At 53.1% G+C, this 22,728-nt stretch carries 21 protein-coding genes; 8 read left to right on the forward strand and 13 right to left on the reverse strand.

Annotated features, from left to right (window positions below; all coding sequences use genetic code 11):
* Nucleotides 1-48: 48 nt before the first annotated feature.
* From panB to K5621_RS15580, 3 genes are all read left to right on the forward strand, one after another.
* The gene (gene panB / locus K5621_RS15570; RefSeq protein WP_221049691.1) at nt 49-843 is read left to right on the forward strand and encodes a 3-methyl-2-oxobutanoate hydroxymethyltransferase; all 795 of its coding nucleotides are present in this window, start codon (nt 49-51) and stop codon (nt 841-843) included.
* A 21-nt stretch (nt 844-864) separates the two neighbouring features.
* The gene (gene panC / locus K5621_RS15575) at nt 865-1,710 is read left to right on the forward strand and encodes a pantoate--beta-alanine ligase (RefSeq protein WP_221049692.1); all 846 of its coding nucleotides are present in this window, start codon (nt 865-867) and stop codon (nt 1,708-1,710) included.
* Between the two features lie 162 nt (nt 1,711-1,872).
* Entirely contained in the window at nt 1,873-2,379 is a 507-nt protein-coding gene (locus K5621_RS15580) for a DUF4124 domain-containing protein (protein ID WP_221049693.1), read from the forward strand.
* 1 nt (nt 2,380) lies between these two features.
* Here K5621_RS15580 and K5621_RS15585 read toward each other — a convergent pair whose 3' ends face one another.
* The 5 genes from K5621_RS15585 to mpl form a co-directional block, all read right to left on the reverse strand.
* A complete protein-coding gene (locus K5621_RS15585) occupies nt 2,381-3,151 on the reverse strand; it encodes an ABC transporter permease (protein WP_221049694.1) in 771 nt (256 codons plus the stop codon).
* A complete protein-coding gene (locus K5621_RS15590) occupies nt 3,148-4,086 on the reverse strand; it encodes an ABC transporter ATP-binding protein (RefSeq protein ID WP_221049695.1) in 939 nt (312 codons plus the stop codon). The genes K5621_RS15585 and K5621_RS15590 overlap by 4 nt, the downstream gene beginning before the upstream one ends.
* Before the next feature lie 126 nt (nt 4,087-4,212).
* Entirely contained in the window at nt 4,213-4,743 is a 531-nt protein-coding gene (gene hpt, locus K5621_RS15595) for a hypoxanthine phosphoribosyltransferase (protein ID WP_025010043.1), read from the reverse strand.
* Between the two features lie 7 nt (nt 4,744-4,750).
* A complete protein-coding gene (locus K5621_RS15600; protein WP_025010042.1) occupies nt 4,751-5,392 on the reverse strand; it encodes a flavin prenyltransferase UbiX in 642 nt (213 codons plus the stop codon).
* Nucleotides 5,389-6,771 carry a UDP-N-acetylmuramate:L-alanyl-gamma-D-glutamyl-meso-diaminopimelate ligase gene (gene mpl, locus K5621_RS15605; RefSeq protein WP_221049696.1) on the reverse strand — a complete coding sequence of 461 codons (1,383 nt, stop codon included), beginning with the start codon at nt 6,769-6,771 and terminating at the stop codon, nt 5,389-5,391. The genes K5621_RS15600 and mpl overlap by 4 nt, the downstream gene beginning before the upstream one ends.
* A gap of 252 nt (nt 6,772-7,023) precedes the next feature.
* Here mpl and K5621_RS15610 point away from each other — a divergent pair, with 252 nt between their 5' ends.
* The gene (locus K5621_RS15610; protein WP_221049697.1) at nt 7,024-10,098 is read left to right on the forward strand and encodes a DUF2339 domain-containing protein; all 3,075 of its coding nucleotides are present in this window, start codon (nt 7,024-7,026) and stop codon (nt 10,096-10,098) included.
* Nucleotides 10,099-10,229: 131 nt separating this feature from the next.
* Here K5621_RS15610 and K5621_RS15615 read toward each other — a convergent pair whose 3' ends face one another.
* The 5 genes from K5621_RS15615 to K5621_RS15635 form a co-directional block, all read right to left on the reverse strand.
* Nucleotides 10,230-11,519, reverse strand: a complete 1,290-nt coding sequence (locus tag K5621_RS15615) for an O-acetylhomoserine aminocarboxypropyltransferase/cysteine synthase family protein (protein WP_100142174.1) — start codon at nt 11,517-11,519, stop codon at nt 10,230-10,232.
* A gap of 132 nt (nt 11,520-11,651) precedes the next feature.
* Nucleotides 11,652-12,266 (reverse strand): disulfide bond formation protein B, encoded by a 615-nt coding sequence (locus tag K5621_RS15620; RefSeq protein WP_221049698.1) that lies wholly within the window; start codon nt 12,264-12,266, stop codon nt 11,652-11,654.
* A gap of 10 nt (nt 12,267-12,276) precedes the next feature.
* A complete protein-coding gene (locus K5621_RS15625; protein ID WP_245003095.1) occupies nt 12,277-12,891 on the reverse strand; it encodes a thiol:disulfide interchange protein DsbA/DsbL in 615 nt (204 codons plus the stop codon).
* Between the two features lie 48 nt (nt 12,892-12,939).
* A complete protein-coding gene (locus K5621_RS15630; RefSeq protein ID WP_221049699.1) occupies nt 12,940-14,700 on the reverse strand; it encodes an aryl-sulfate sulfotransferase in 1,761 nt (586 codons plus the stop codon).
* Nucleotides 14,701-14,715: 15 nt separating this feature from the next.
* On the reverse strand, nt 14,716-15,456 hold the full coding sequence (locus K5621_RS15635) for a nucleoside-specific channel-forming Tsx family protein (RefSeq protein WP_221049700.1): 741 nt from the start codon (nt 15,454-15,456) through the stop codon (nt 14,716-14,718).
* Between the two features lie 230 nt (nt 15,457-15,686).
* Here K5621_RS15635 and K5621_RS15640 point away from each other — a divergent pair, with 230 nt between their 5' ends.
* From K5621_RS15640 to K5621_RS15655, 4 genes are all read left to right on the forward strand, one after another.
* On the forward strand, nt 15,687-16,397 hold the full coding sequence (locus tag K5621_RS15640; RefSeq protein ID WP_221049701.1) for a TetR/AcrR family transcriptional regulator: 711 nt from the start codon (nt 15,687-15,689) through the stop codon (nt 16,395-16,397).
* Nucleotides 16,398-16,628: 231 nt separating this feature from the next.
* Nucleotides 16,629-17,966 (forward strand): Na+/H+ antiporter NhaC family protein, encoded by a 1,338-nt coding sequence (locus K5621_RS15645; RefSeq protein ID WP_100142179.1) that lies wholly within the window; start codon nt 16,629-16,631, stop codon nt 17,964-17,966.
* A gap of 103 nt (nt 17,967-18,069) precedes the next feature.
* Nucleotides 18,070-18,744, forward strand: a complete 675-nt coding sequence (locus K5621_RS15650) for a hypothetical protein (protein WP_100142180.1) — start codon at nt 18,070-18,072, stop codon at nt 18,742-18,744.
* 59 nt (nt 18,745-18,803) lie between these two features.
* On the forward strand, nt 18,804-19,517 hold the full coding sequence (locus tag K5621_RS15655) for an RNA pseudouridine synthase (RefSeq protein ID WP_221051220.1): 714 nt from the start codon (nt 18,804-18,806) through the stop codon (nt 19,515-19,517).
* A 60-nt stretch (nt 19,518-19,577) separates the two neighbouring features.
* Here K5621_RS15655 and K5621_RS15660 read toward each other — a convergent pair whose 3' ends face one another.
* From K5621_RS15660 to K5621_RS15670, 3 genes are all read right to left on the reverse strand, one after another.
* Nucleotides 19,578-21,197 (reverse strand): hypothetical protein, encoded by a 1,620-nt coding sequence (locus tag K5621_RS15660; protein WP_245003096.1) that lies wholly within the window; start codon nt 21,195-21,197, stop codon nt 19,578-19,580.
* A gap of 126 nt (nt 21,198-21,323) precedes the next feature.
* Complete coding sequence (locus K5621_RS15665) at nt 21,324-21,833, reverse strand: hypothetical protein (protein WP_100142182.1); 510 nt, start codon at nt 21,831-21,833, stop codon at nt 21,324-21,326.
* Nucleotides 21,826-22,575 (reverse strand): winged helix-turn-helix domain-containing protein, encoded by a 750-nt coding sequence (locus tag K5621_RS15670; protein ID WP_100142183.1) that lies wholly within the window; start codon nt 22,573-22,575, stop codon nt 21,826-21,828. Before K5621_RS15670 ends, K5621_RS15665 begins: the two co-directional genes overlap by 8 nt.
* Nucleotides 22,576-22,728: the final 153 nt, after the last annotated feature.

Consider the following 22,728-nt stretch of genomic DNA (forward strand, 5'->3'; position numbering starts at 1 on the left):
TCCGCATGGCATATAACACCACTTCACTCGGTTAATAAGAAGAGCATTATGTCCAAAATAACCACAGCTACCCTGCGCAAGTTCAAGCAGGAAGGCAGAAAATTTACCGCTCTGACCGCTTATGACGCCAGTTTTGCCGCCGCTTTTGACAGCGAAGGCGTAGACGTCCTGCTGGTAGGAGACTCATTGGGAATGGTTCTGCAAGGTCACGACGATACCTTGCCGGTCAGTGTCGAGGAGATGGCCTACCACACCCGTTGTGTTCGCCGTGGCATCAGTCGCTGTCTGTTGATGGCCGATCTGCCCTTCATGAGCTACGCCACCCCCGAACAGGCGATGACCAATGCCACCAAGCTGATGCAGGCCGGTGCCAACATGGTCAAGATTGAAGGTGGCCAATGGTTGCTGGAAACGGTTTCCATGTTGACCGAGCGCGGCATTCCCGTCTGTGCTCACTTGGGACTGACACCACAATCGGTGCACGTTTTTGGTGGTTTCAAGGTGCAAGGCCGCGATGCCGACAACGCCCAACGGATCCTGGATGAGGCCAAGGCGCTGGAAGGTGCCGGGGCCCAGCTGCTGGTACTCGAATGTATCCCGGCAACGCTGGCAAAACAGATAACCGACGCGCTGCAAATTCCGGTGATCGGCATAGGGGCCGGCAAGGATACTGATGGTCAAATCCTGGTGATGCACGATGTACTCGGGATCTCCAGCGGCTATATCCCACGCTTTTCCAAAAACTACCTTAAGCAGACAGGTGAAATCCGTGAGGCCGTGAAGGCCTATATCGACGAAGTTCAGCAGGGACAATTCCCCGCTGAAGAACACACCTTTAACTGAGCCGGGGAGTTTCGCAAGATTATGCTGACCACAGCCAAGATAGATGAGATCCGTGCCCGGGTACGGGAATGGCGCCAAAAAGGGGAAACCGTTGCCTTTGTCCCTACCATGGGCAATCTGCACCAGGGACATGTGAGTTTAATCCTCGAAGCCGCGCGCCGCGCCGATCACGTGGTAGCCTCGATTTTTGTCAACCCATTACAGTTTGGCAAGAATGAGGATCTCGATGCTTATCCCCGCACTCTGGGCGCCGATCAACAGAAACTGACCGAAGCCGGCTGCGAGCTACTGTTTACCCCAACACCCGAGCTTATCTACCCCAAGGGGCTGGACGCCCAGACCTTTGTGGAAGTCCCCGGGATCTCCGATGAACTTTGCGGCGCCAGCCGTCCAGGGCATTTTCGCGGGGTCGCGACCATAGTCTGCAAGCTATTCAATATAGTACAGCCGGATATCGCCCTGTTTGGCCGTAAGGACTACCAACAGCTTCAAGTGATCAAGACCATGGTGAGCGATCTGTCGCTGCCCATTGAGGTCATAGGGGTAGAAACTGTTCGCGAGGATTCCGGCCTAGCGCTGAGTTCGCGCAATGGTTACCTCACCGAGGCCGAAAAGGCACGGGCGCCCAAGCTCAAGGCCGCCATGGATAAACTGGCCGAGGCGATTGTACTGGGGCAGGATATCGACCAGGCCGTCAACGATGCCAAGGAGTTTCTGCGCGCCGCCGGGCTTGAACCCGACTATCTGGAAGTGCGTGAGGCTTCAAGCCTCAAACCCGTGAGCAGCGATGACAAGTCGCTGGTGATCCTGGCCGCCGCTTATCTGGGAAAGGCCCGCCTCATAGACAATATGACGCTGTCACGCTGATCTCTTTTCTTTAAAAGGGGGGAATCCTCCCCCTCTTTCTTCCAAAGACCTTTTTCCTGGTCGCCAAAAAAATTTCCTTAGTCAAAAACTGGTCTTCAATAAAGGTTTGAGTCATATTGGTTACACTTGTTTTAAATACGTAACCCAAGGATTCCCGTTCCCATGTTGCCCGGACAGCTCAGATTCTGGCTCTTTACGGCGCTGCTGCTCTCTTGGCAAATTCAAGCCGCTACCGTCTATAAATGTATCAAAGAAGACAAGGTGGTATTCAGCCAGCAGCCCTGCCCGCAAGCCTTTACCCAGCACAGAATTGAATATCAGTATGGCGTGACTACGGAAACGACCGAGGGAGAAAGCGTTGATCCGCTGCAATCCCTTTTGGAGAACGACAGCCTGCCCGAAGACAAGTTATTGCAGCGCTTGGCCGCCGAGATCTATCGGCTGCAACAACAAAACAGCTATCTGGAAATACTGCGGGCCAGTGAGCTACAAAAGCAGGAACGGCAAGGCTATTGGCAGAAACTGGCGCGGGAAGATCCCGCGTTTATTGAGCAGCGCGACAAGATAAACGCCCACTTTGATGAGCTCAAACGCGCCAATGATGACAAGATAGCCAAGCTGCAGCAACACAGACAGTTGCTGCAGCAGAAAGCCGAGGCTCAGCCCTGAATCAGCTGCGCAGCCCTATCCCACGAGAGATCAGGTAATAGGCCAACAACCACAGACCCACACAGAAGCCCAGCATCACGCCAATGGACAGCGGCACGCTCATATCGGCAAATCCCAGGAAACCGTAGCGGAACACGTTGATCATATACACCACAGGGTTCAGCGCCGATATGCCACGCCAAAAGTCAGGCAACAGCGACAACGAGTAAAACACCCCACCAAGATAGGTCAGCGGCGTCAACACAAAGGTGGGGATAATGCTGATATCATCGAAACTCTTGGCAAACACGGCATTGATAAGGCCGCCAAGGGCAAACAGCACTGAGGTCAGAAACACAGTGACTATCACCAACCCCAAGTGCTGCACACTGAGATCGACAAAGAACATGGCTACCAGGGTCACTATCAGGCCCACCAACAGTCCACGGGCGACACCGCCACCGACATACCCGGCGATCATCACATAGTGGGGCACAGGCGCCACTATTAGCTCTTCCAGGTTACGCTGAAACTTGGCGCTAAAAAAGGAAGATGCCACATTGGAATAAGAGTTGGTGATCACCGACATCATGATAAGGCCCGGGGCGATAAACTCCATATAGGACACCCCACCCATCTCACCGATGCGACTGCCCACCAGATTACCGAAGATCAGAAAATACAGTGTCATAGTGATCGCCGGCGGTACCAGCGTCTGTACCCAAATGCGGGTAAAACGGGTAATTTCCTTGATTAAAATACTCTTGAAGGCAACCAGATACAGACCTCTCATGCCTTGCCTCCTTGGGCATTTTCAACCAGTTTCACAAACAACTCCTCCAATCGATTGGCCTTGTTACGCATGGATAGCACCTCAACCCCCTGTTCGCTCAGTAAACCGAAGACGGCGTTCAAGCTGTGGGACTTCACCAAGTCCACTTCCAGGGTCATAGGATCGGTAAGCCTGACGCTAATATCGCCAAGCTTGGGTACCTCAACAAGCGGCTGCTTGATATCCAACACAAAGGTTTCCATATCCAGTTTCGACAGCAGGGACTTCATACTGGTGCACTCCACCAGCACGCCCTTATCGATAATGCCTATGTTGCGGCAGAGCATTTCCGCTTCTTCCAGATAGTGGGTCGTCAGTATGATGGTGACCCCTTCAGCGTTGATTTTTTTGAGAAACTCCCACATGGAGCGCCGCAGTTCTATATCCACCCCGGCGGTGGGCTCATCGAGGATCAAAAGTTTGGGCTCGTGCATCAAGGCCCTGGCTATCATCAAACGCCGCTTCATGCCGCCGGAAAGCTGCCGGGATTGGCTGTTGCGTTTGTCCCAGAGATCCAGTTGCCTGAGGTATTTCTCGGCCCGCTTGTGGGCCTCGGCTCTGGGCACACCGTAATAACCGGCCTGGTTAACCACGATTTGCAGCACTGTCTCAAACTGGTTGAAGTTGAATTCCTGCGGCACCAGGCCGATACACAACTTGGCCTGCTCCAGTTCTTTATCCAGATCATGGCCAAAGACCCGCACACTGCCGCCACTCTTGTGCACCAGCGAGCTTATGATACCGATAGTGGTGGACTTACCGGCACCGTTGGGGCCGAGCAAGGCAAAAAAGTCGCCCTGAGCCACATTCAGGCTAATCCCTTTGACGGCCTCGACGCCGCCCTTGTAGGTCTTCTTAAGATTGTCCAGCTCCAACGCCAGAGCTTTGGTCGTCATAGATGTTTCTCCTAAAGAGCCTCCAATACCTGAGGTATCGGCAGCGGCCCGGGACGCAAAAAGCAAGACTCCCGCCGTGGCGGGAGTCTGTCTTACTATATAAACAAAGCCGACATCACAGCTTGCTTACTCCTGCGGGATCACCTTGGCAATATAAGGCAGGTTGCGATACTGCTCGGCGTAGTCGATACCATAACCGACCACAAATTCATCAGGAATAGTAAAACCGACAAAGTCTACCGGTACATCGACTTCACGGCGATCCGGCTTATCCAGCAGAGTACAGAGTGTCAGGCTCTTTGGCTCACGCAGCAGCAGCATTTCGCGTACCTTGTTGAGCGTGTTGCCCGAGTCAATCAGATCTTCGACGATCAGCACATCACGATCGGCGATTTCCGACTGAACATCTTTGAGTATCTTCACGTCTCTGGAGCTGGTCATGGCATTGCCATAGCTGGAAACAGACATAAAGTCGATCTCTACATGGCCCTTAATCCGACGGCAGAGATCGGCCATAAAGACCACTGAGCCCTTGAGCAGGCCGACCATCAGCAACTTGTCGGCATTGGCATAATGCGCATTGATGCGCTCGGCTAATTCATCCAGTTTCTGGTTGATCTCTTCTGCCGAGATCATCACTTCGGTGGTGTGTTTCATATCACTCTCAATTGTCGATCTCACTGTCTTTGGGTTTGTCATAACCCCAGCGATCCGTTAATGCATGTTCGACACCCAGATGATCCAGGATCCGGGCGACCATGAAGTCTATCAGATCTTCAATGGATTTGGGATGGTGATAAAAGCCGGGTGCGGCCGGCATTATGATGGCGCCCAGTTGGCTGAGTTTCAACATATGTTCAAGATGAATGGCGTTGAAAGGTGTCTCTCTGGGCACCAACAACAACTGACCGCGCTCCTTGAGCACTACATCGGCGGCCCGCTCCAGCAGGCTGTTGCTCATACCTGTGGCCACCGCGGCCAGGGTGCCGGTTGAGCAGGGACAGATCACCATCTGCTTTGGCGCCGCCGAGCCAGACGCCGGTGGAGAAAACCACTCATCCTTGCCGAGCACCCTCAGCTCACCGCCTTCGGGAAACAGTTTTCTGAGCTGCTCGGTGGCCTTGTCCGGCGCGCTACTGAGTTTAAGCCCATGTTCCGTTGCCAGCACCACCCGAGCGGCGCTGGACACCATCAGAAAAACCCGAAACTCGGCCTTGAGCAAGCACTCCAGCAGCCTCAGTCCATAGGGCGCCCCGGAGGCGCCGGTCCAGGCGAGGCTGATACTCTTAATCTGCTGATATTTCACACTTTGACCTCGCCACTTCTGGCTTTAAGGGCCTGGAGCAACTTTTGATGCAGGCCGCCAAAGCCGCCATTGCTCATGATCAGCACGGTATCGCCGGGCTTAGCTTCACCACTGACCTTGGCCACTATCTCATCTATGTCGTGCAAAACCTGCACCGGCAGTGGCGCCGCCTGCATGGCCGCGGCAATATCCCAATCGATATTATCCGCCTGATACAACACAGCCTCATCGGCCAGGGCCATGGCGTTGGCCAGAGTGTCTTTATGTACCCCTTGCTTCATGGTGTTGGAGCGAGGCTCAAGCACGACAGTGATTTTGCCCTGGCCCACCTTGGCACGCATTCCCTGAAGAGTTGTGGCGATTGCCGTTGGGTGATGGGCAAAATCGTCATAAACACTGACACCCTCTACGCTGCCCAGCAACTCGAGACGGCGCTTGGGCGGGGTAAAGTCTGCCAGCGCCTTGAGCGCATCTACCGGCAAGACCCCAACATGACGCGCCGCGGCTATCGCCATGGTGGCGTTGTCTATGTTGTGACGCCCAATCAGGCCCCAGCTCAAAACGCCCTGGGATTCACCGCGGAAAAATAGCTCAAACTCGTGACCATCATCTGCCAGCATCCTGGCACTCCAGTCACCCTGGCCCGCTTTATGGCTCAAGGTTTCTTGCTCACTCCAGCAGCCCTTGGCTATCACGCCGGCAACCGCCTGGCTGTCTTGCGGCCAGATCACCCGGCCATCCCCAGGCAGGATTCTGAGCAGATGGTGAAACTGCTTCTGTATCGCCTTGAGATCGTCGAAGATGTCGGCATGGTCGAACTCCAGGTTGTTGATCACCAGGGTTCTTGGCTGGTAATGCACAAACTTGGAGCGCTTGTCGAAGAAAGCGCTGTCATATTCGTCGGCCTCGACCACAAAGAAAGGCGACTCGCCCAACCTGGCCGAAATACCGAAATTCTGCGGCACTCCACCAATCAAAAAGCCAGCTTGATAGCCGCAGGCTTCGAGGATCCAGGCCAACATGCTGGCGGTTGAGGTTTTGCCATGGGTACCGGAAACAGCCAATACCCAACGTTCGGGCAATATATGGTCATGCAAAAACTGCGGGCCCGAGGTGTATTTCAGGCCGCGGTTGAGTACGGTTTCCACACAGGGGTTGCCGCGGCTCATGGCATTGCCTATCACCACGAGATCCGGCTCGGGATCCAGCTGTGAAGGGTCAAACCCCTGAATAAGATCTATCCCCTGCTGCTCAAGCTGGGTGCTCATGGGAGGGTATACATTGGCATCGGAGCCGGTGACCTTATGTCCCATGGCGCGGGCCAGCAGTGCCAAGCCCCCCATAAAAGTGCCACAGATCCCCAGAATATGTACGTGCATTAAGGCCATCCTTCTGCAGTGAGTCCGCTCGCCCCTCGTTGGGCGAGTTTGCATGCCGCTCATTGTACCTATGCCACAGGCAAGACGCGAGAGGCCTCTGCCAGCTGTTCAGCTTTCTCTCATCTTCGCTAAGCAATGTGATTAATAGATAAAGGAATTTCCCAAAACCTGAGCCGAACGCTGGTCAGGACAGGGCCGCGCGTTTAAAATGCCCGCAGCCTACGCAAATGCGATTAGCATCAGGAAAGCAGCATGCAGTTAACGGAAGAACTCCAACATCTCAGGCGCGAGCTTGAAGATCTCAAACTCAAAGAGACTAACCTGGAAATCAGGACAGATATCCGCCTCGACGCGATAGAACAAAGAATCGAGGCGCTGTTTGCGGCCGTCAATCAGCTTGCCGAAGAGCAAGCTCAGCCTTTGGCGCCCAAGGTTGCCGAGCCGTCAGCAATGCCTGAACAAAATGAACCTCAGGCCGAGCCCAAAGCCGCCGATTTGTCTTTCGAGTCGCCGGCTCAGCGCCAGGACGCCTGGCAGCGCAGGGCCGATATTCAGCCTATCGAGCACACCAAACCAATAACAGCTGAAATAGCCGCAACACCAATTGCAGCCAAAGCGCAAACCGCCGCCCCAAAAGTATCCCCCCAAACACAAGCGGGTCGAGGGCAGCAGACTCCCAACTGGGGGCGTAAGTTTGATCAGGCTGTGGCCGCCTTTTTTGCCGCTATGCTGAGCCCGCTATTGGGACTCTTCGCACAAGCCAAAGATTTTTATCAGCACTATCAAGCCAAAGGTCAGGGCCCGGTATTTATGATGACCCTGGCCGGGATCATCGCCATGACTCTGGGCTTTGGTTATCTGCTGCAGTATTCCATGAACCACTGGCTGTCGGACACCGGAAAGGCTTTGACTGGCTTTGTCTGCGCCAATGGCATTCTGGCCTTGGGAGCCTTTATCCGCAAACGGCAACGAGCAATGGCCGATTTCGGCTCGGGTCTGGTGGGCCTTGGGCTGATTATCAACTATCTGTGCGCCTATTTTGTCGGTCCCTACTTCGAGCTGGTACCGGATGGCGTCAGTTATCTGCTGCTGTTGCTTATCACTGTAGCCGGTTACAGTCTGGCGCTGAAACTGGAAGCCAGAGTCATCAGCATAGTCGCCTTGCTGGGTGGCTCACTGGCACCACTGATGCTGCTTTCCGGCAGTCAGGCGCCTTTGATGTATCTGCCCTTCCTGCTGCTGATTGGCGGCTGCTCTTTACTCTTGAGTCACAAGATACGTTGGCCTGTGCTGCTGGAAACGACAGCCATACTGCACATCGCCTGTATCGAGAGCCTGAGTTTCTTTGTCGAGCTGCCGCTGCAAGGGCAAGGGATAATGGGAGTTCTGGCGCTCATCTCCCTGCACGGCCTCTTCTATGGCTATGGACTTGGCAGCCTTTGGCTGTTTGGCCGGGAAAGTCTCAGCCACAGGCTGCTGGCTCTGCCTGCGGCCTTGCTGGCCTTTTTGGTCTATAGCCTGAGCCAGTTCAGCCCCCACGCCGGCGAGCTGCTGCTGGCCAACGCCGCCGTGCTTATCGGCCTGTCGCTCTGGCTTAAACAAGACAAACCGCTGCAGACGCTATTGTGGCTGGCGACCGGTGCCTGTCTCGGTTTTGCCGCGCTCAGCCTGCTCAGTGGTGAGCTGCTGGGGCTGGTGTTACTGCTCGAAGCCTTGCTGTTGATGTGGCTAGGTTGCCGTGAGCAGCAAGCCTCGCTGCGAATCGAGGCCATCACCCTGCTGGCTCTGGGACTGTTCATCAACCTGTTGGCCCTTGGCGATATGATCAATGAAGCGCCGGCGCTCTTGTCACTGCCGCTACTGGCTTGGGGGCTAAGCACGCTTACCTTGTTTGGCTTTAACCAACTGCTGGGCAAACAGCCCGAACTCAGCCACTGGGAGCAACAACTGCTGCAGCTGGGACGCGAGCTTGCCAACGTGCTGCTGGTGTCTTTAGCCCTGGTTAGCGCTTGGCTGATGAGTGAACACTACTTCCTGGTGATAATTCCCGGATTGAGTCTGACCTTGCTGCTACTCGCGCGCAGGCAACAACTCAGGGTCAGCGAGGCCTTGGCCTGGGCCTTGTTGTTACCGCTGGCGGCTCAGGTGATCTTCGCCGTTGTGGATGTGCATAGCCTGAGTTTCCGCGCTCAGCCGCTATATGCGCAAATCGCCAGGGTAGAGCTGTTCCTCTGTCTATTACAGGCCTGGTATGCATACCGGCGCTTCCATCCCCAGGGCGAACTTAAGCGTTTGGCCTGGTACGCTCGCCTGGCCTGCCTAGTGCTCTTGCCACTGCTGTGGCTGCCCAAAATTGCCCTTGGCTTTGAAGATTGGCTGGCCCCGGCCTTGTGGTTATCCTGCTTTGTCAGCTTAGTATTGGCCCGCAAGTTCAGGCAGCCGATACTGAAACGCGAAGCGGATGTGCTGCTGGTGCTGGCTATAGCCCAAACCGCTTTTGCCTGCCTGGCAGGACAATGGCCCGGGCTTGTCGCACTGCTGCTGGGCAGTCTCTATTCTGGTCTGCTGCTGTGGCGCTATCCATCCTTGCCAAGGCTCTGGCAAGGCCCCTGCCGACTCGGCTGGCAGTTGTCACCCTTCTATGGCGCGCTGCTGCTGGCGGTGGTGAGTCACAGCCTGGAGGTCTTGTTCAGCCACACTCTGGCACTGAGCAGTGTGGTGCTGAGCGGCTACTTCTTTATCCTGCTCAGCCGCAAACCGCTCAAGGCCCTGCGCCCGGGTTACCCTTTTGCCTTTGCCAGCTTCTTTATCGCCTTGCTGCTGCCCTGGCTCAGTTGGCTCGACAGCCTGCAGTCGTTGCAGCTCGATGCCCTGACTCGGCCTTCTGAGCCTTGGTTGATGGCGCTGGCACAAGCTTGCAACCTGGCCTTGCTAGCACTGTTTATCCGTAAACGGCCATTGGCCATGAGACGCTATCGTCAACAGTTGCCGACCAATATGGTGTTTATCGCCTGGCACACCCTGTTGCTGCTGGCCTATCTGCCTCTGGCCTACCAGATGCCAACCGGGTTCGATGCCACCTTAAGCACAGTGCTCATGGTGTCCCACGGCTGCTGGCTGATGTTCCTCAGCCTGCGTCCCGGCTGCCAGATTATGCTCAAACTGGCCGCAGGTCTGTTTGCCATCAGTTGCCTCAAGGTATTGCTGCTGGATATGGCCGCCGCCGATCTGCTGCAAAAGATCATCGTCTTTATGCTGATTGGTGCCTTGCTGCTCGGGGTGGCTTACTTCTACCAGAAGTCCAGAGTCCGATTGCTGTCACAATAATGGCTTATATGACGGAGCGCACGACAGCCACAAAGGCGCAAAGCCATTAGCAAAAGCCCCCGTATTGGCGGCGGGGGCTTTTTGAGACAGTTAGTCTGTGCTTACGACAGTTCGGCTTACAACAGATGTGTTTAGCGACCGACTCCCCCCTGGGAAACTTCCAGGGCCTGGGCCACATCGCTGATGATGTCGTCTATGTGCTCAATTCCCACAGAGATCCGGATTAGATCTTCACTCACCCCGGCACGAGCCAACTCCTCGGCGTTGAGCTGCCTGTGGGTCGTGGTGGCAGGATGACACGCCAGTGACTTGGCATCGCCTATATTCACCAGACGCAGGATCATCTGCAGCGCATCGATAAAGCGCCCACCGGCCTCTTTGCCCCCCTTGATACCAAAGCTGATGATACCGGACGCCTTGCCTGAGGTGATTTTGTCGCAATTGGCCTTATAAGGACTGTCTGCCAGGGCGCCATAATTGACCCAGTTCACCAATGGGTGGGACTGCAGGTAACTTGCCAGCGCTTCGGCATTACTGCAGTGGCGCTCCATCCTCAGACTCAAGGTCTCCAGCCCCTGCAACAGTAAAAAGGCGCTGTGTGGTGATAGAGCCGCGCCGGTATTACGCAGCGGCACCACACGGCAACGGCCGATATAGGCCGCCGCGCCGAAGGCATCGGTATACACCACCCCATGGTAGGAAGGGTCCGGCTGATTGAGCACAGCAAATCTGTGTTTATTGGCAACCCAGTCAAACTTGCCCGAATCGATGATCACCCCGCCCACTGTGGTCCCGTGGCCACCGACATACTTGGTCAGCGAGTGGACGACAATATCGGCGCCATGTTCGAAGGGGCGGCACAGTACAGGGGTAGCCACTGTGTTATCCACCACCAAGGGCACGCCATGTTTGTGGGCAATTTCTGCCAGACGCGCAATATCGACAATATTACCGGCGGGGTTACCTATGGATTCACAAAATACCGCCTTGGTGCGTTCATCAATAAGCGACTCCAGGGTATCGAAGTCATCGAACGAGGCCATGCGCACCTCTACTCCCTGGCGCGGCAGAGTGTGAGCGAACAGGTTATAGGTGCCGCCGTAGAGCTGGCTGCTGCTGACTATGTTGTCGCCCACTTCCGTCAGCGCCTGCAGCGCATAAGTGATGGCCGCCATTCCCGAGGCCAGCGCCAGCGCGCCAATGCCACCTTCGATGGCTGCCATTCTGGCTTCGAGCACGGCGTTGGTGGGGTTCATGATGCGACTGTAAATATTGCCGGGCACCTTGAGGTCAAACAGATCGGCGCCGTGTTGAGTATCGTCGAAGGTATAGGACGTCGTCTGATAGATGGGCACCGCCGCCGACTTGGTGGTGGCTTCCGATTCATAACCATGGTGCAACGCCAGGGATTCCAGTTTCATCTCGCGCTCCTTGATGACAGATAATGCTGACTGAATGAGTGAGCAATCAAATTAACAGACAGACGTCCAGATGTCCAAATAAAAAGAAACCACCCCTGAGGGTGGTTCTTGCCAGGCGCGATTAGCTGTCTGTTATGGCTTGGCCTTGAAGCTCGCCAGCCAACCCACTATTGCGCCGCCAAGGCCGATGGCAAACACTGAATAGGCTATGATGCAATAGTGCGCCATATTCATGCCAAACAGTGCCCAGTCATCTTCACCACAGCCGCCGGTAGGAGCGAACTCAAATGGCAGCCACTTATCCAGCGGCAAGCCCAGAGGGAAGTGCGGCTCGGTGGAGCAGGCAGAGCCTGCCGCCGAACCTGCCTCGGCAAAGAAGTCCATCGACTCATCCACTACCAGGTGCGCGGCGTCGTGGATATTCATCAGTTGAATCGACCAGGCCATTCCCTGGATCACGCCGTAGAGTGCCAGGGCAACACCCAAGGCCTTGAGCACGTGGTTCTTCGGATTGATCAATATGATGGCACCGGCCAGTACTATGCAGCATTGGCTGAAGCGTATGTAGACACACAGCTCGCAGGGATCCATCTCCAGAAACACTTGAAAATAGCCCATAGCGGAAGCGAGCAAAAATACCGCCGCGCCCAGCATTATGCTCCAGAGTACTCGCCCCTGTTGCCAGCGGGCCAGAGTGGGAACGGGAGCCTGGGTAAACTCCCGAAACAACATACTCAATTTATTCATCCGAGACTCCTTACTTGGCGGCCAGTTCGGCCACCAATTCATCGAGCATCTGCATGCTGCGAATTGACTTGGTGTTGATCAGATACTTGCCATTGACCACCAGTGCCGGGATCCCCTGGATCTTGGCGACTTCAACGCCTCTGTCCCATTTACTCAGCAGTTGTTGCACCTCAGGGCTATTCTTGGCCGCTTCAAAACCGGCGCGATCCAGGCCTGCGGCCTTGAGGCCAAAGTCGATCACTTCATCGGCGGAGGCAAAGCGGGCCTTGTCGTCATGATACTTCTTGTACAGTGCCATCTTGACTGTCTTGAAAGCCTGCTCGGATTGGGTTTGGGCATAAGCCAGCACCAAGGCTTTCTCCATGCCGAATGGCGGCTTGGTGGTGATGTGATAATCATCGAAGGTCACTCCCTTGGGCAGATTTTTCACCATGCTGGGGATCACTGCCTTGTCGTATTTGTAGCAAAAGGGGCAGTTGACCGAATACACCTTCACCACTTGATTGGGAGCATCAAAGCTGGCGGCCCCCAGCAGTTGATAGTGTTCGCCTTCATTATATTTGGCGGCAGAAACAGAGCAGGACAATAACAGGGCACTTAGTGCCAACAGACTTTTCTTCATCATGATACGGACTCCAAACAGGCGGCAGCCCGGCTGCCGCCACAACAATAATTAACGATTGAACATGGTTTCAGGGTGAACCACGGTAGAGCGATAGCCAGGCTCATGTTTCATCAGGGTCTTCACCTTGATTTCGACCTTGACCTCGTTAGTCTTGGGATCCACCTCGGTGATCCAATGTTCGGGAGCCTTATCCCCTTCCAGCAGTCCGGCAGAAGCCGAGGCCATAAACATGGTCTTGTGATCCGCTTGCCACTCTGTGATGGAAGTGATTGGGCTATACCACTCGTAACCCCGCTCTTTGCCGTATTCCCAGGTCTGCTGCACTGTCATCTTGCCCATGTCAACCTTGTACTCGACACCGCGGGAATACTTCATGGTTGGCAGCGCGGGTTGTTCCAAACCGCGACCATCGCCGTTGTCAAACACTGTGACTGTACCTCTGTCCGGTACCGGCCAGGCGGTGTGCTGAGTCCAGGTCCAGTCAAAGTTGCCTTCGCAGCCCTTGGCGTCACACTTGAGCGCCCGGCCTTTGGCATCCACGGGTTTCAGTACCTTGGCGGCCAGTTCTCCTTTCCAGCCTTCGGGAGTGCCTAGGATCCACTTGACCTTGTTATCACGGCCAACCTTGATCACCGCAGACTGGTGGCGTGAGCTGACAATGATGCTGTCATCGGCAGGGTCATAACCTATGGAGTTGATATGCAGCCAGTTGCGACCGGTTCCGACCCCGGCAACATCGCCGTAAGGTTCGCTGGCCAGCTCTTCGGCTGTCTTGGTTTCACCGGCCTTGGAGACATCCACGTTCAGACAAACAGCACCCATATCCAATGACTTGAGCACAGTGTCACGCATAGGGTCGAGTATCTTGTTGAAATCCCAAACCTTAACGACATCACCGTTCTGATCCACTTCAATCACATGGTCGCGCACTGTGTCGACCTTGAGTCCATCCGGCGTGACATAATCACGCTTTCCCACCCTCAGCAACAGGTGGCCATTGGGCATTTCGGTGATCTCATGAGAGAAACCATTGAAGCCCCGCGGGAGTTCGCGCTTGAAGATAGGCTTGCCGATAAAGTCATACTTGGCGTAGTAAGGCACCTGGAACCCTTGATGCAGTTCAAACATCAGCCCCTGACCAAAGATCAGCTTGCCATCACGGGTCTGCTTGAAGGACATGGAGCCGCCCGGACGGTCATAGATAACATCGCTGTTCAGATGCCAACGCACATCGCCGTTGGTATCTATGATGTTCTGGGTCGGGATCCAGTCCCAGTGGTCACGGATATTGGGTGGGATCACCTGACCATCAACCAGATAGAATCTGTCTTCAAAACCTTTGGCGACTTTGACCGGCTCATATTCATATTGAGTGCGGTCATTGCCATCGATATGCAGGTGAGGCAATGCACTGGTGCGGATCTTGTATTCCTCGGTCACCGGCTTACCGGCCAGTTTGTAGCTGACCTCAACCCGGTTCAAATAATCGGGATAGAGGCCAAATACCGGAATACCGCTGTGGGTGTTGAGTTGAGTCAGTCCCACAGGGTACTGAATATCAATCCCTTTCTTTCCTTTGCCTTTGACCGTGACCTTGACGTCACTGATGGACTTGCCACCGAGATCGATCACCGCCACCAAGGGGCTGAACTTGTAAGGATCCACATAGACATAACCCAACTGCCCCTGAGGTACGGCACTGGAACTGGTCCCCGGCAGATCGCCGCCGGCAATCACCTGGGCTGAGAAACCAGTCAATGTCAGACTGGATGCCGCCAACATTAAATAACAGAGTCTCTTCATTTTCATCTTGTCACCTTCCAATTAGAGTTGATATTGCAGAGAATAAAAAATAGCGTCGTGATAACCTTGTTTTCCTAAGTTATTTTCAGCGTATCGATAACTCAGAATAAAACTTAAATTCTTAGTAAAAGACCAATTAACAGATACAGCCCCATTAAAACCAAAATCCTTTCCATCACCAGATAAAACTAAATAATCATCTTCGCGATTAAAAAAGTGTTCTTGCCACCAGGTTAATTTAAAGTCTTGTTGAAATAGATTTAGTTGATGACTTGCCAGTAAATAAACATAACCGCCGTTGAAACCACCTTCAAAATTGGCATCAAAACTTTTATAAGTGGCATCGACAAAATGCCCAGCCAGAGCAACTTGCAGATAGGTTTCGCCATAACTCTTGTCCCAGCTCAGGCCCAACATGGTGTTGGTTTCGCCCCAACTGGGTTTACTCTTATCAAACACTTGGCCATAGAGGTTCCAGTCTGTCTCCCCTAAGTTAATCTGACCTATCACATTAATCTCTGTGCCGTAGTAAGCCCCATCATCCGGGTCTTCCCACTTTACATGGCCATAAATATCACCATACGCGTTGCCAGCGGCGCCTTTCAGAGTGATAAAGGGATTATTGTCTTTGGCCTCACCAAAATAATCCGATGCTTTGGATTGCCAATCCATCATCCCAGCTTCGACCGCCAACATAGCCGCCTGACAGTTGCCACCAAGGCAGGCAGAGATTATTAATGGGCATAACAATTTCGTATTCATATTCAATCCTTCCTTCCCGACCTGAGTTAATTATTTACAGAATCGGAGATGAATAGGTGAACTGAATCACAAGAAAATATGACTTTTACTCTTTTGTTAAAACTTCTAATAAGGATCATCAAAAAATAAAATTTTATTTTTTGATGAGCAAGATCACAAAGAGTCAAAACTAAAGCAACAACATTAAAGTAACCACTTATAATGAGTTAAATCTTTGTTGGGTCAAAAATATGAATAAACCCGAGCATAACCGTATACGAGAAGCTATTTTGGATTTGGCGGAATCTGTTATTGCCAAAGACGGAATCTTGTCATTGAAAGTATCGGATATCACCAAGGGAGTAGGCATATCCACGACCCTGTTCTACAGCATCTTCAAGACCAAGGAAGATATTCTGGTGGCTCTCACCGGCCGCGCCTTTGATCAGGTACTGGGACTGCGTTGGTGGCTCAATCTGGAGGGCTACTCAGGACTGGAGAAGTTTATCGCCTATATTCTCAATGAGATCCAATTTACCGAAACCTACTGCCTGCGCAGTTCCATCTCCACCATCTCCTGCAACAAACTGATCTTCAACAAGGCCAGTGCCACCTATCTGCGTAACCTGAATCGACTGGCCATGGATTACTGGGAAACCCCGATCCAGCTGTTGACTCAGGCGAGAGAGCAGCAGGAGATCTTGGCCAGTGATGTACAAATCCAGCAGTTTTGTCATCTGTTATGTACTTATCTGAGAGGCCGTGAGTTAGTGGGAAACACCTACGCCGGTAAAGAATACAGCCAAGATGTCAGGTTTGATAACGCCCGCCTGCTCACTCAACTGCTCAAGGAGTTGTGTCCAGATAAAAGGCTCAATCCTCAAACTCTTGCCAGGGCGCAGCAGTTACGCCGCGAATTGCCCCAACACAGGGCTCAGCGCCAACAACAGCTGAACACTTGAGTGAATCAAAGGCCCTGAGTAATTGCACAGCAACCGGGATTTAAGCCGCACAGTGCACAAAATCAGCACAGAAGTAAAAACATCTAGACGTCTAAATTGACAGGCGACTGGCTATCCCCTATTCTTTCGCCTAATTTGTCAGGAGATGATGCCGTTAAGACAATGCAATTCAGCGAGTTTGGCTGCTGCGGAGGGAATGCCCGGCCGAACGTGATTTACAGAGAGTAGATTTTGACCCAGAACAACACTTCTCCAGCCGTTAAAGCTCCGGCCTCATTTGTGGCCCTGCTGCCACTGTTTCTGTTTCTGGCGCTGTTTATCGGTGCCGGGGTCTATTTCCAAAGCCAAGGAGTAGACTTCGCCTTTTATCAGTTGCCGAGCCCGATAGCGATATTGCCAGCGATTGTACTGGCCATTTTGCTGTCCAAGCAAAGGCTCAACCAGACCATGAACACCTTTATGGCGGGGATAGGCCACAACAACATTATCGCCATGTGCCTCATCTACCTGCTGGCCGGAGCCTTTGCCGCCGTGGCCAGTGCCACCGGTGGGGTCGATGCCACTGTAGCCCTGGGACTGCAACTAATCCCGGCCAATCTGTTACTGCCCGGCTTCTTCATTATCGCCGCCTTTATCGCCACCGCCATGGGCACCTCCATGGGCACGATTGCCGCCGTGGCTCCGATTGCACTCGGGGTTGCCGATCAGGCCGGAATCGAGCTGCCACTGATGGCTGGCTCTGTGATGTCTGGCGCCCTGTTTGGTGACAACCTATCTATTATCTCTGATACCACAATTGCCGCGACCCGCACTCAGGGATGCGAAATGAGAGACAAGTTCCGTGAAAACCTGATCTTTGCCATTCCGGCAGCGATTGTGACCCTGCTGCTATTCGGTTTTCTCTCTTCCGGTCAGGCCGAACTGCCACCGCAGGAAGTCGACTTTGTTAAGGTATTGCCCTATTTGAGTATTCTGGTGCTGGCCGTCGCCGGGTTGAACGTGTTTGTGGTACTGGCCATCGGCATTCTGCTAGCCGGGATAACAGGGTTTGTCACTCAGGATTACTCGCTGCTGACCTTCGGCCAAGACATTTATAAAGGCTTTGGCAATATGCAGGAGATCTTTATCCTCTCCATGCTGGTTGGTGGCCTGGCGGCCCTGATGCAACAGCAAGGTGGTCTGAGCTTTGTCAGCCAGCAGATAGAGAAGCTAATAGCCCGCTTTTCCCGCGCCAAGGGTGAAGCCTCCTGCCGCGCCGCAGAGCTAGGCATGGCCGGGATTGTCGCCCTGACCAACTCCTGTGTGGCCAATAATACCGTCTCGATTGTGGTCAGCGGTGATATCGCCAAAGATCTGGCAGCCAAACATGGGGTTACTCCCAAACGCGCCGCCAGTGTTCTGGATATTTTCGCCTGTATTATTCAGGGACTTATTCCCTACGGTGCCCAGGCCTTGCTGATAGCTTCCCACTTCAAGATCTCCCCTCTGGAAGCGGTTGCCAATACCTGGTACTGCATGATCCTGGCCCTGGTCGCCGTGGTGATTGTGATACTGCGCCCCCGCAGTTAAACTAGCGAGCGCAACAACCAAACAAACCGGTCTCTGCGACCGGTTTTTTGTCGCCGCTATTTGGCGACTATGATTGAATCCTAGTACTCATACGAGCCATTTCATGCCCCTGTACGAGCAATACGATAAACAAGATCCGCAGCGCCTGGCATTTATGATGTCTCTGGTAGGCGTCAGCATAGCGGCGCTGGGTATGATTTCCTCCTTCTGGGCCGCCTATGACAGCATGGGCAGCGCTATTTTTAACATGCGAATCGACAGATTGGGGGACTATTTAAGCTCGCCGTTGGCCTATGTTTACAACATCTCAATGATGACCGGAGGTGTCTGCTTCATACTGGCCATGGGGGGGCTCTGGTGGCAAAAACACAGTGCGGTGGCAGGCTTGCTATCACGCTCAGGCATAGCCGTTGGCCTAGGAATAGTGGCGCTGGGCGTGTTTCCCTACAACGAGCTCTTTGCCCACCAGCTGGCGGCCATTTTCTTTATCATCAGTACATTATTGATGTTCACTCTCTGCTGCTATTGCTTTGTCTCCCACAGAGCGCTCTGTAACCTGCCGCTGTGCCTGTTTAGCCTGCTGGGAATAGTGTCCGCCATCGGCCTGTTATCTCAGCTGCAATGGCCATCGATGAATTATGCCTCTTGTCCGGTGCAAACCCTGTGCCCTTCGGTATGGTTTATGTGGCTACACTCCATCGCCACTGTGTTTGCCGGCCTCAGCCTGTCGGCCACGGTTTATCGGCTGTGGCACTGGTCGCAGCCGATAAACGACTGACACGACGCTGGCAATAAAGGCCTGAAATGACCCAAGCAAACTCATCTCAACAAGCCACAATGCGCCTCGCTCACTATCTGGCGCAAACCGGCCTCTGTTCAAGACGTGAAGCTGCCAGGCGTATCGAAGCCGGGGAGATTTTTCTGGGTGACAAACTCGCCAAACACACAGACAGAGTCACCCTGGTAGCCGGGCAGCGCCATTGTCTCGAAAAGCTGTTTTATCGAGGTGAACCCATATCCCTCCCTGAGCCGTACACCTATCTGTTATTCAATAAACCCGTTGGCATAGATTGCCGCCTGCTCAAGAATGACCCCAGCAGCCTGTTGCATTTATTGCCTCAGGATAAGCGGCTGTATCCGGCCGGAAGACTGGATAAAGACTCCCGTGGCCTGTTACTGCTCAGTAACGATGGTGAGCTGACCCATAAATTGATGCACCCGGATTTCTGCCACAGCAAGTGTTACCGGGTTACTGTGGAGCGGGCATTTACTGACGAGTTTATCCATACCTTGAGAAGCCCGATGGATTACGGTCATGGCCAGGTGTGCTCATCACAGGTCACGCCAGTTTCAGCAAACAGTTTTGAAATTATTCTGACTCAGGGTAAGAAGCGGCAAATTCGCCGCATGTGTCGGCATTTAGGTTACAGAGTCATAGATCTTTGCCGCACCGGGATAATGACTCTAACGCTCGACCACCTTGCCGAAGGGGAATTTAGGCAGCTGAATCAAGATGAAATCACCACTCTCAGGCAGCTGTGCCAAAACTGAATCCGCGCCTTACCACACTTTGGCTCACTCAGTAGACGGCTGCCTGAAAGCAGCCGTTTATCAGGGTTGACTGCCCACACTGTCCTTGGGCTCCCTGGGGGCTTTGCTCGGCTCAGAGGGAGTCTCTGTATTGCCAGTGTGTTGCAACTCAGACAAAAGATGCGCCGCATGAGTCACAGAGGCTATGTTGGCCTTATGCTCCTCATCCGCAGCACTGGCGCCGGGTTCGCTTGCACGTTCTTCCCTATTACGCCTAACATCGCTGTTGATCTTGACCTCCGGATCATAAGGCAGGTCTTCAATCCCAGGTAAAGAATCAGGAATATCGCTGGGGCTGACATCCACTATCTGTGAGCGATTCATGGTGATCTTGTATCTGGCATACCTTGGGGCCTGCTTGCCTTCTTTGAGTACGGCCACCAGATTTATCTGATAGCGGCGCTCCACCGATTCATTACTGATCCTGCCATCAGTTTCAGTGTAAATTTTAGCCTTGCCGCGCTCCAGATAGCGGGCAAAAGGCACCAGACTAAACACCACCTGTTCCTGTAATGTATGGTAGCCGGAGAGAAAATCGGTATCAGCCACCTTGGTCTGAATACCATAGTGAAGAATTTCGGCATCGACCCTATTTTGACTGTGGCGCCGCCGGAGGATCTCTTTGACATCATCAGGAAGATCTTGATTTCGCATAAATTCTAGCCAAACCAACTGTTTGGCTATAAATTTTTGGTTGGTCGTATCTCGCAGTATTCGACTCCAGCGTGGTCGTCCCCGCTGGATATAACGCCAAAGGGCATTACGAACATCGTCTTTAAAAATTTCCCGCGCACCATAAATCAGCGCCAGCACCAGCACCAATACCAGGGTTACGCCGCTGAATATCCCCTGCGCCTTGATAATCAAGGCCGATACCACCAACATCACCAGCGCAGTGGCAACCCCAGTAGTCATTCTCTTCAGCCCAGTACCCAAGGGTTTCAGTTCCTCTTTGAGTACCACCCCTTGCTGAATCAGCCGTCTAAGCAACAACATCTTGTTGGCGATTCGATTAGGATCCTGCAGAGTCTGCACCGAGTTGTAGTGCCGTTCGGCGCGATAGTTATTTTCTACCCGACACAAGGTGATCACCTTATCGGAAACACAGTTGAAATCACTGCTTCTTGGACCATGAGCCAATAACTTCAGCAGTTGCTGCTCACAAAACCAGGACAGGTAGTTATCGGCATTCTCGAAGTAGTGCTTCCATTTGGGATCGGCCGGTTCGTTACGGCGAAACTTCTTCAACAAAATCGCCGTCTGTTCGGTCAACTCCTCCAGCAAAGGGTAGAAACTGTCCGGCTCGGCTTGCCTGGAGATCTCTTTAGCATCGTTTTCCATCGCTACAACAAACTGGTAGGCGAACAGATTCAGATAGAGACGAAACTCTTCGACTGTACGTTTCTTCTGACTCACAAAACGGGATTGCACCAAGGGCAGATGCAAGCCGTCAGAATAATAGGAACGTCTACCAAAAATGGCACTGAAATAGTATTCCTCTTCATTCAGACTCTGCGGCCCTATGCCCATCTCCTTGGGCAGGGAAAAGTAGAGATCCAGCTTGCGCTGCTCCCCAACCCCCATCAGGTGGCTGAACTTAATGGATAGATTTTCTTCCTGCTTAATTCGTAGCTTGGACACAATAATGGCAACGCTATCAATGAACGGATGAAAGAACCTGACTATAGCCCAAGCACACTGTGAATGGGATAGCTGGCGGTGGCATTTCGAAAAGGAGAAAGGAGCGGGTCGGCACAGATCCAACCATTAATGGATCAGGCGACAACCGCAAACCGTATTGCTTGGTTGAAACAACACTATGGCATAATCTTTGGCGTCATCGGCATCGAGAATTTCCAGCGCCAGATGATGCAGGCCTTCATTGCTGAGGTTAAAGCTGGAAATATAGGAGAGGTATTGCATGTGGGCAGGCCTGGCGCCCTTGCCGGAAATTTCCTGTTTATCCGTGACCAAAATTTGATAACGCCCCGCTTCTTCTGAGGCCAGTTGTCCCTGCATTAAAATGCTACCGGCCGGAGTGCCGTCCATGTTGAAGTAGCGATAGTTGACCAGGGCGCGCTTACCCTTGGTCTGCAAGTCCAGCAAAAGATAATGTTGGGCATCGTCCCCTAGTTGCAATTGGCGATCATAGAGTTCTGAACTGCAGTTGAGAGCAAGCGCCGGATCGGCTTGACTGAAACGGTATATCACCAGCAAACAGCCGAGCAGAAAGATCAGGATTGACAGATTTATCATCCAAAGCCAACGTCTAGCCACAGAGATCAACCTCCTTGAGCCAAGGTACACTGACAAATGCCTTAGTCTGCCGACCATCACTTATCTTCAAGTTACGCACCACAGATTGCCCCAGGTATTCCCCTCTCAGCGTCAGGTTCAGCACCTGTTTATCGTGAGACAGGGATACATATAACTTGCGCCAAGGGCTGCTCTGACACTGGGCTAACGCAGAGGTCAATATCTTACTCTGTTCGCTTAACAGTTGATTATTGGTGCGGGAGTTGGAATAGAAGAACAGTTCCATTCTTTGACCCGAAGGCAAAATCAATTCCTGCTTGTTCAGCGGAACCGTCGGCGTCACCCGCGGTAAGCGATACAAATAAAACACGCTCACGCCCAGCATCAGTATCAACACCAACCCCACCAGTAGTTGCTTGGGACCGGCATTCAAGCGCGATTCCATCACTCCGGTATGAGGCTTACGAACCACAGAGGAACGCAACAAATACCCCTGCCCTTTGACCGTTTCGATCAATGATTCATATTCGGGTCCCAGAAAGGCGCGCAACATACAGACGGCCCGTGCTACGGAAGAATCACTTAAAGGAGGATGAGTATCATCACCGGCACGCAACTCCATTCGGGACACCAAACGCCCCTGATTGGCAAGCAGGAGTTTCAGCACCTGCAGCTCCGCCCGAGGAAGATGCCAACTATCTCCCCTGCCTTTATGTTGTAACTCACCACTGGTTTCATCAAACCAGCAGTCGCCTATCTGCATTATATTCCTCCTGTTTTAGTGGTTGTCAGTCTATGCAAAAAATCTAATCACTACTGTGATCCTCTTAACCCTGAAACAGGAAAAAATTTAAAAAGTGATCCATCTCAGCCCAAGGCACCGCTAAAACAGAAACAAGTAATATTTTGTGAGCCA

It is taken from the genome of Shewanella carassii, from assembly GCF_019670705.1.
GTDB lineage: Bacteria > Pseudomonadota > Gammaproteobacteria > Enterobacterales > Shewanellaceae > Shewanella > Shewanella carassii.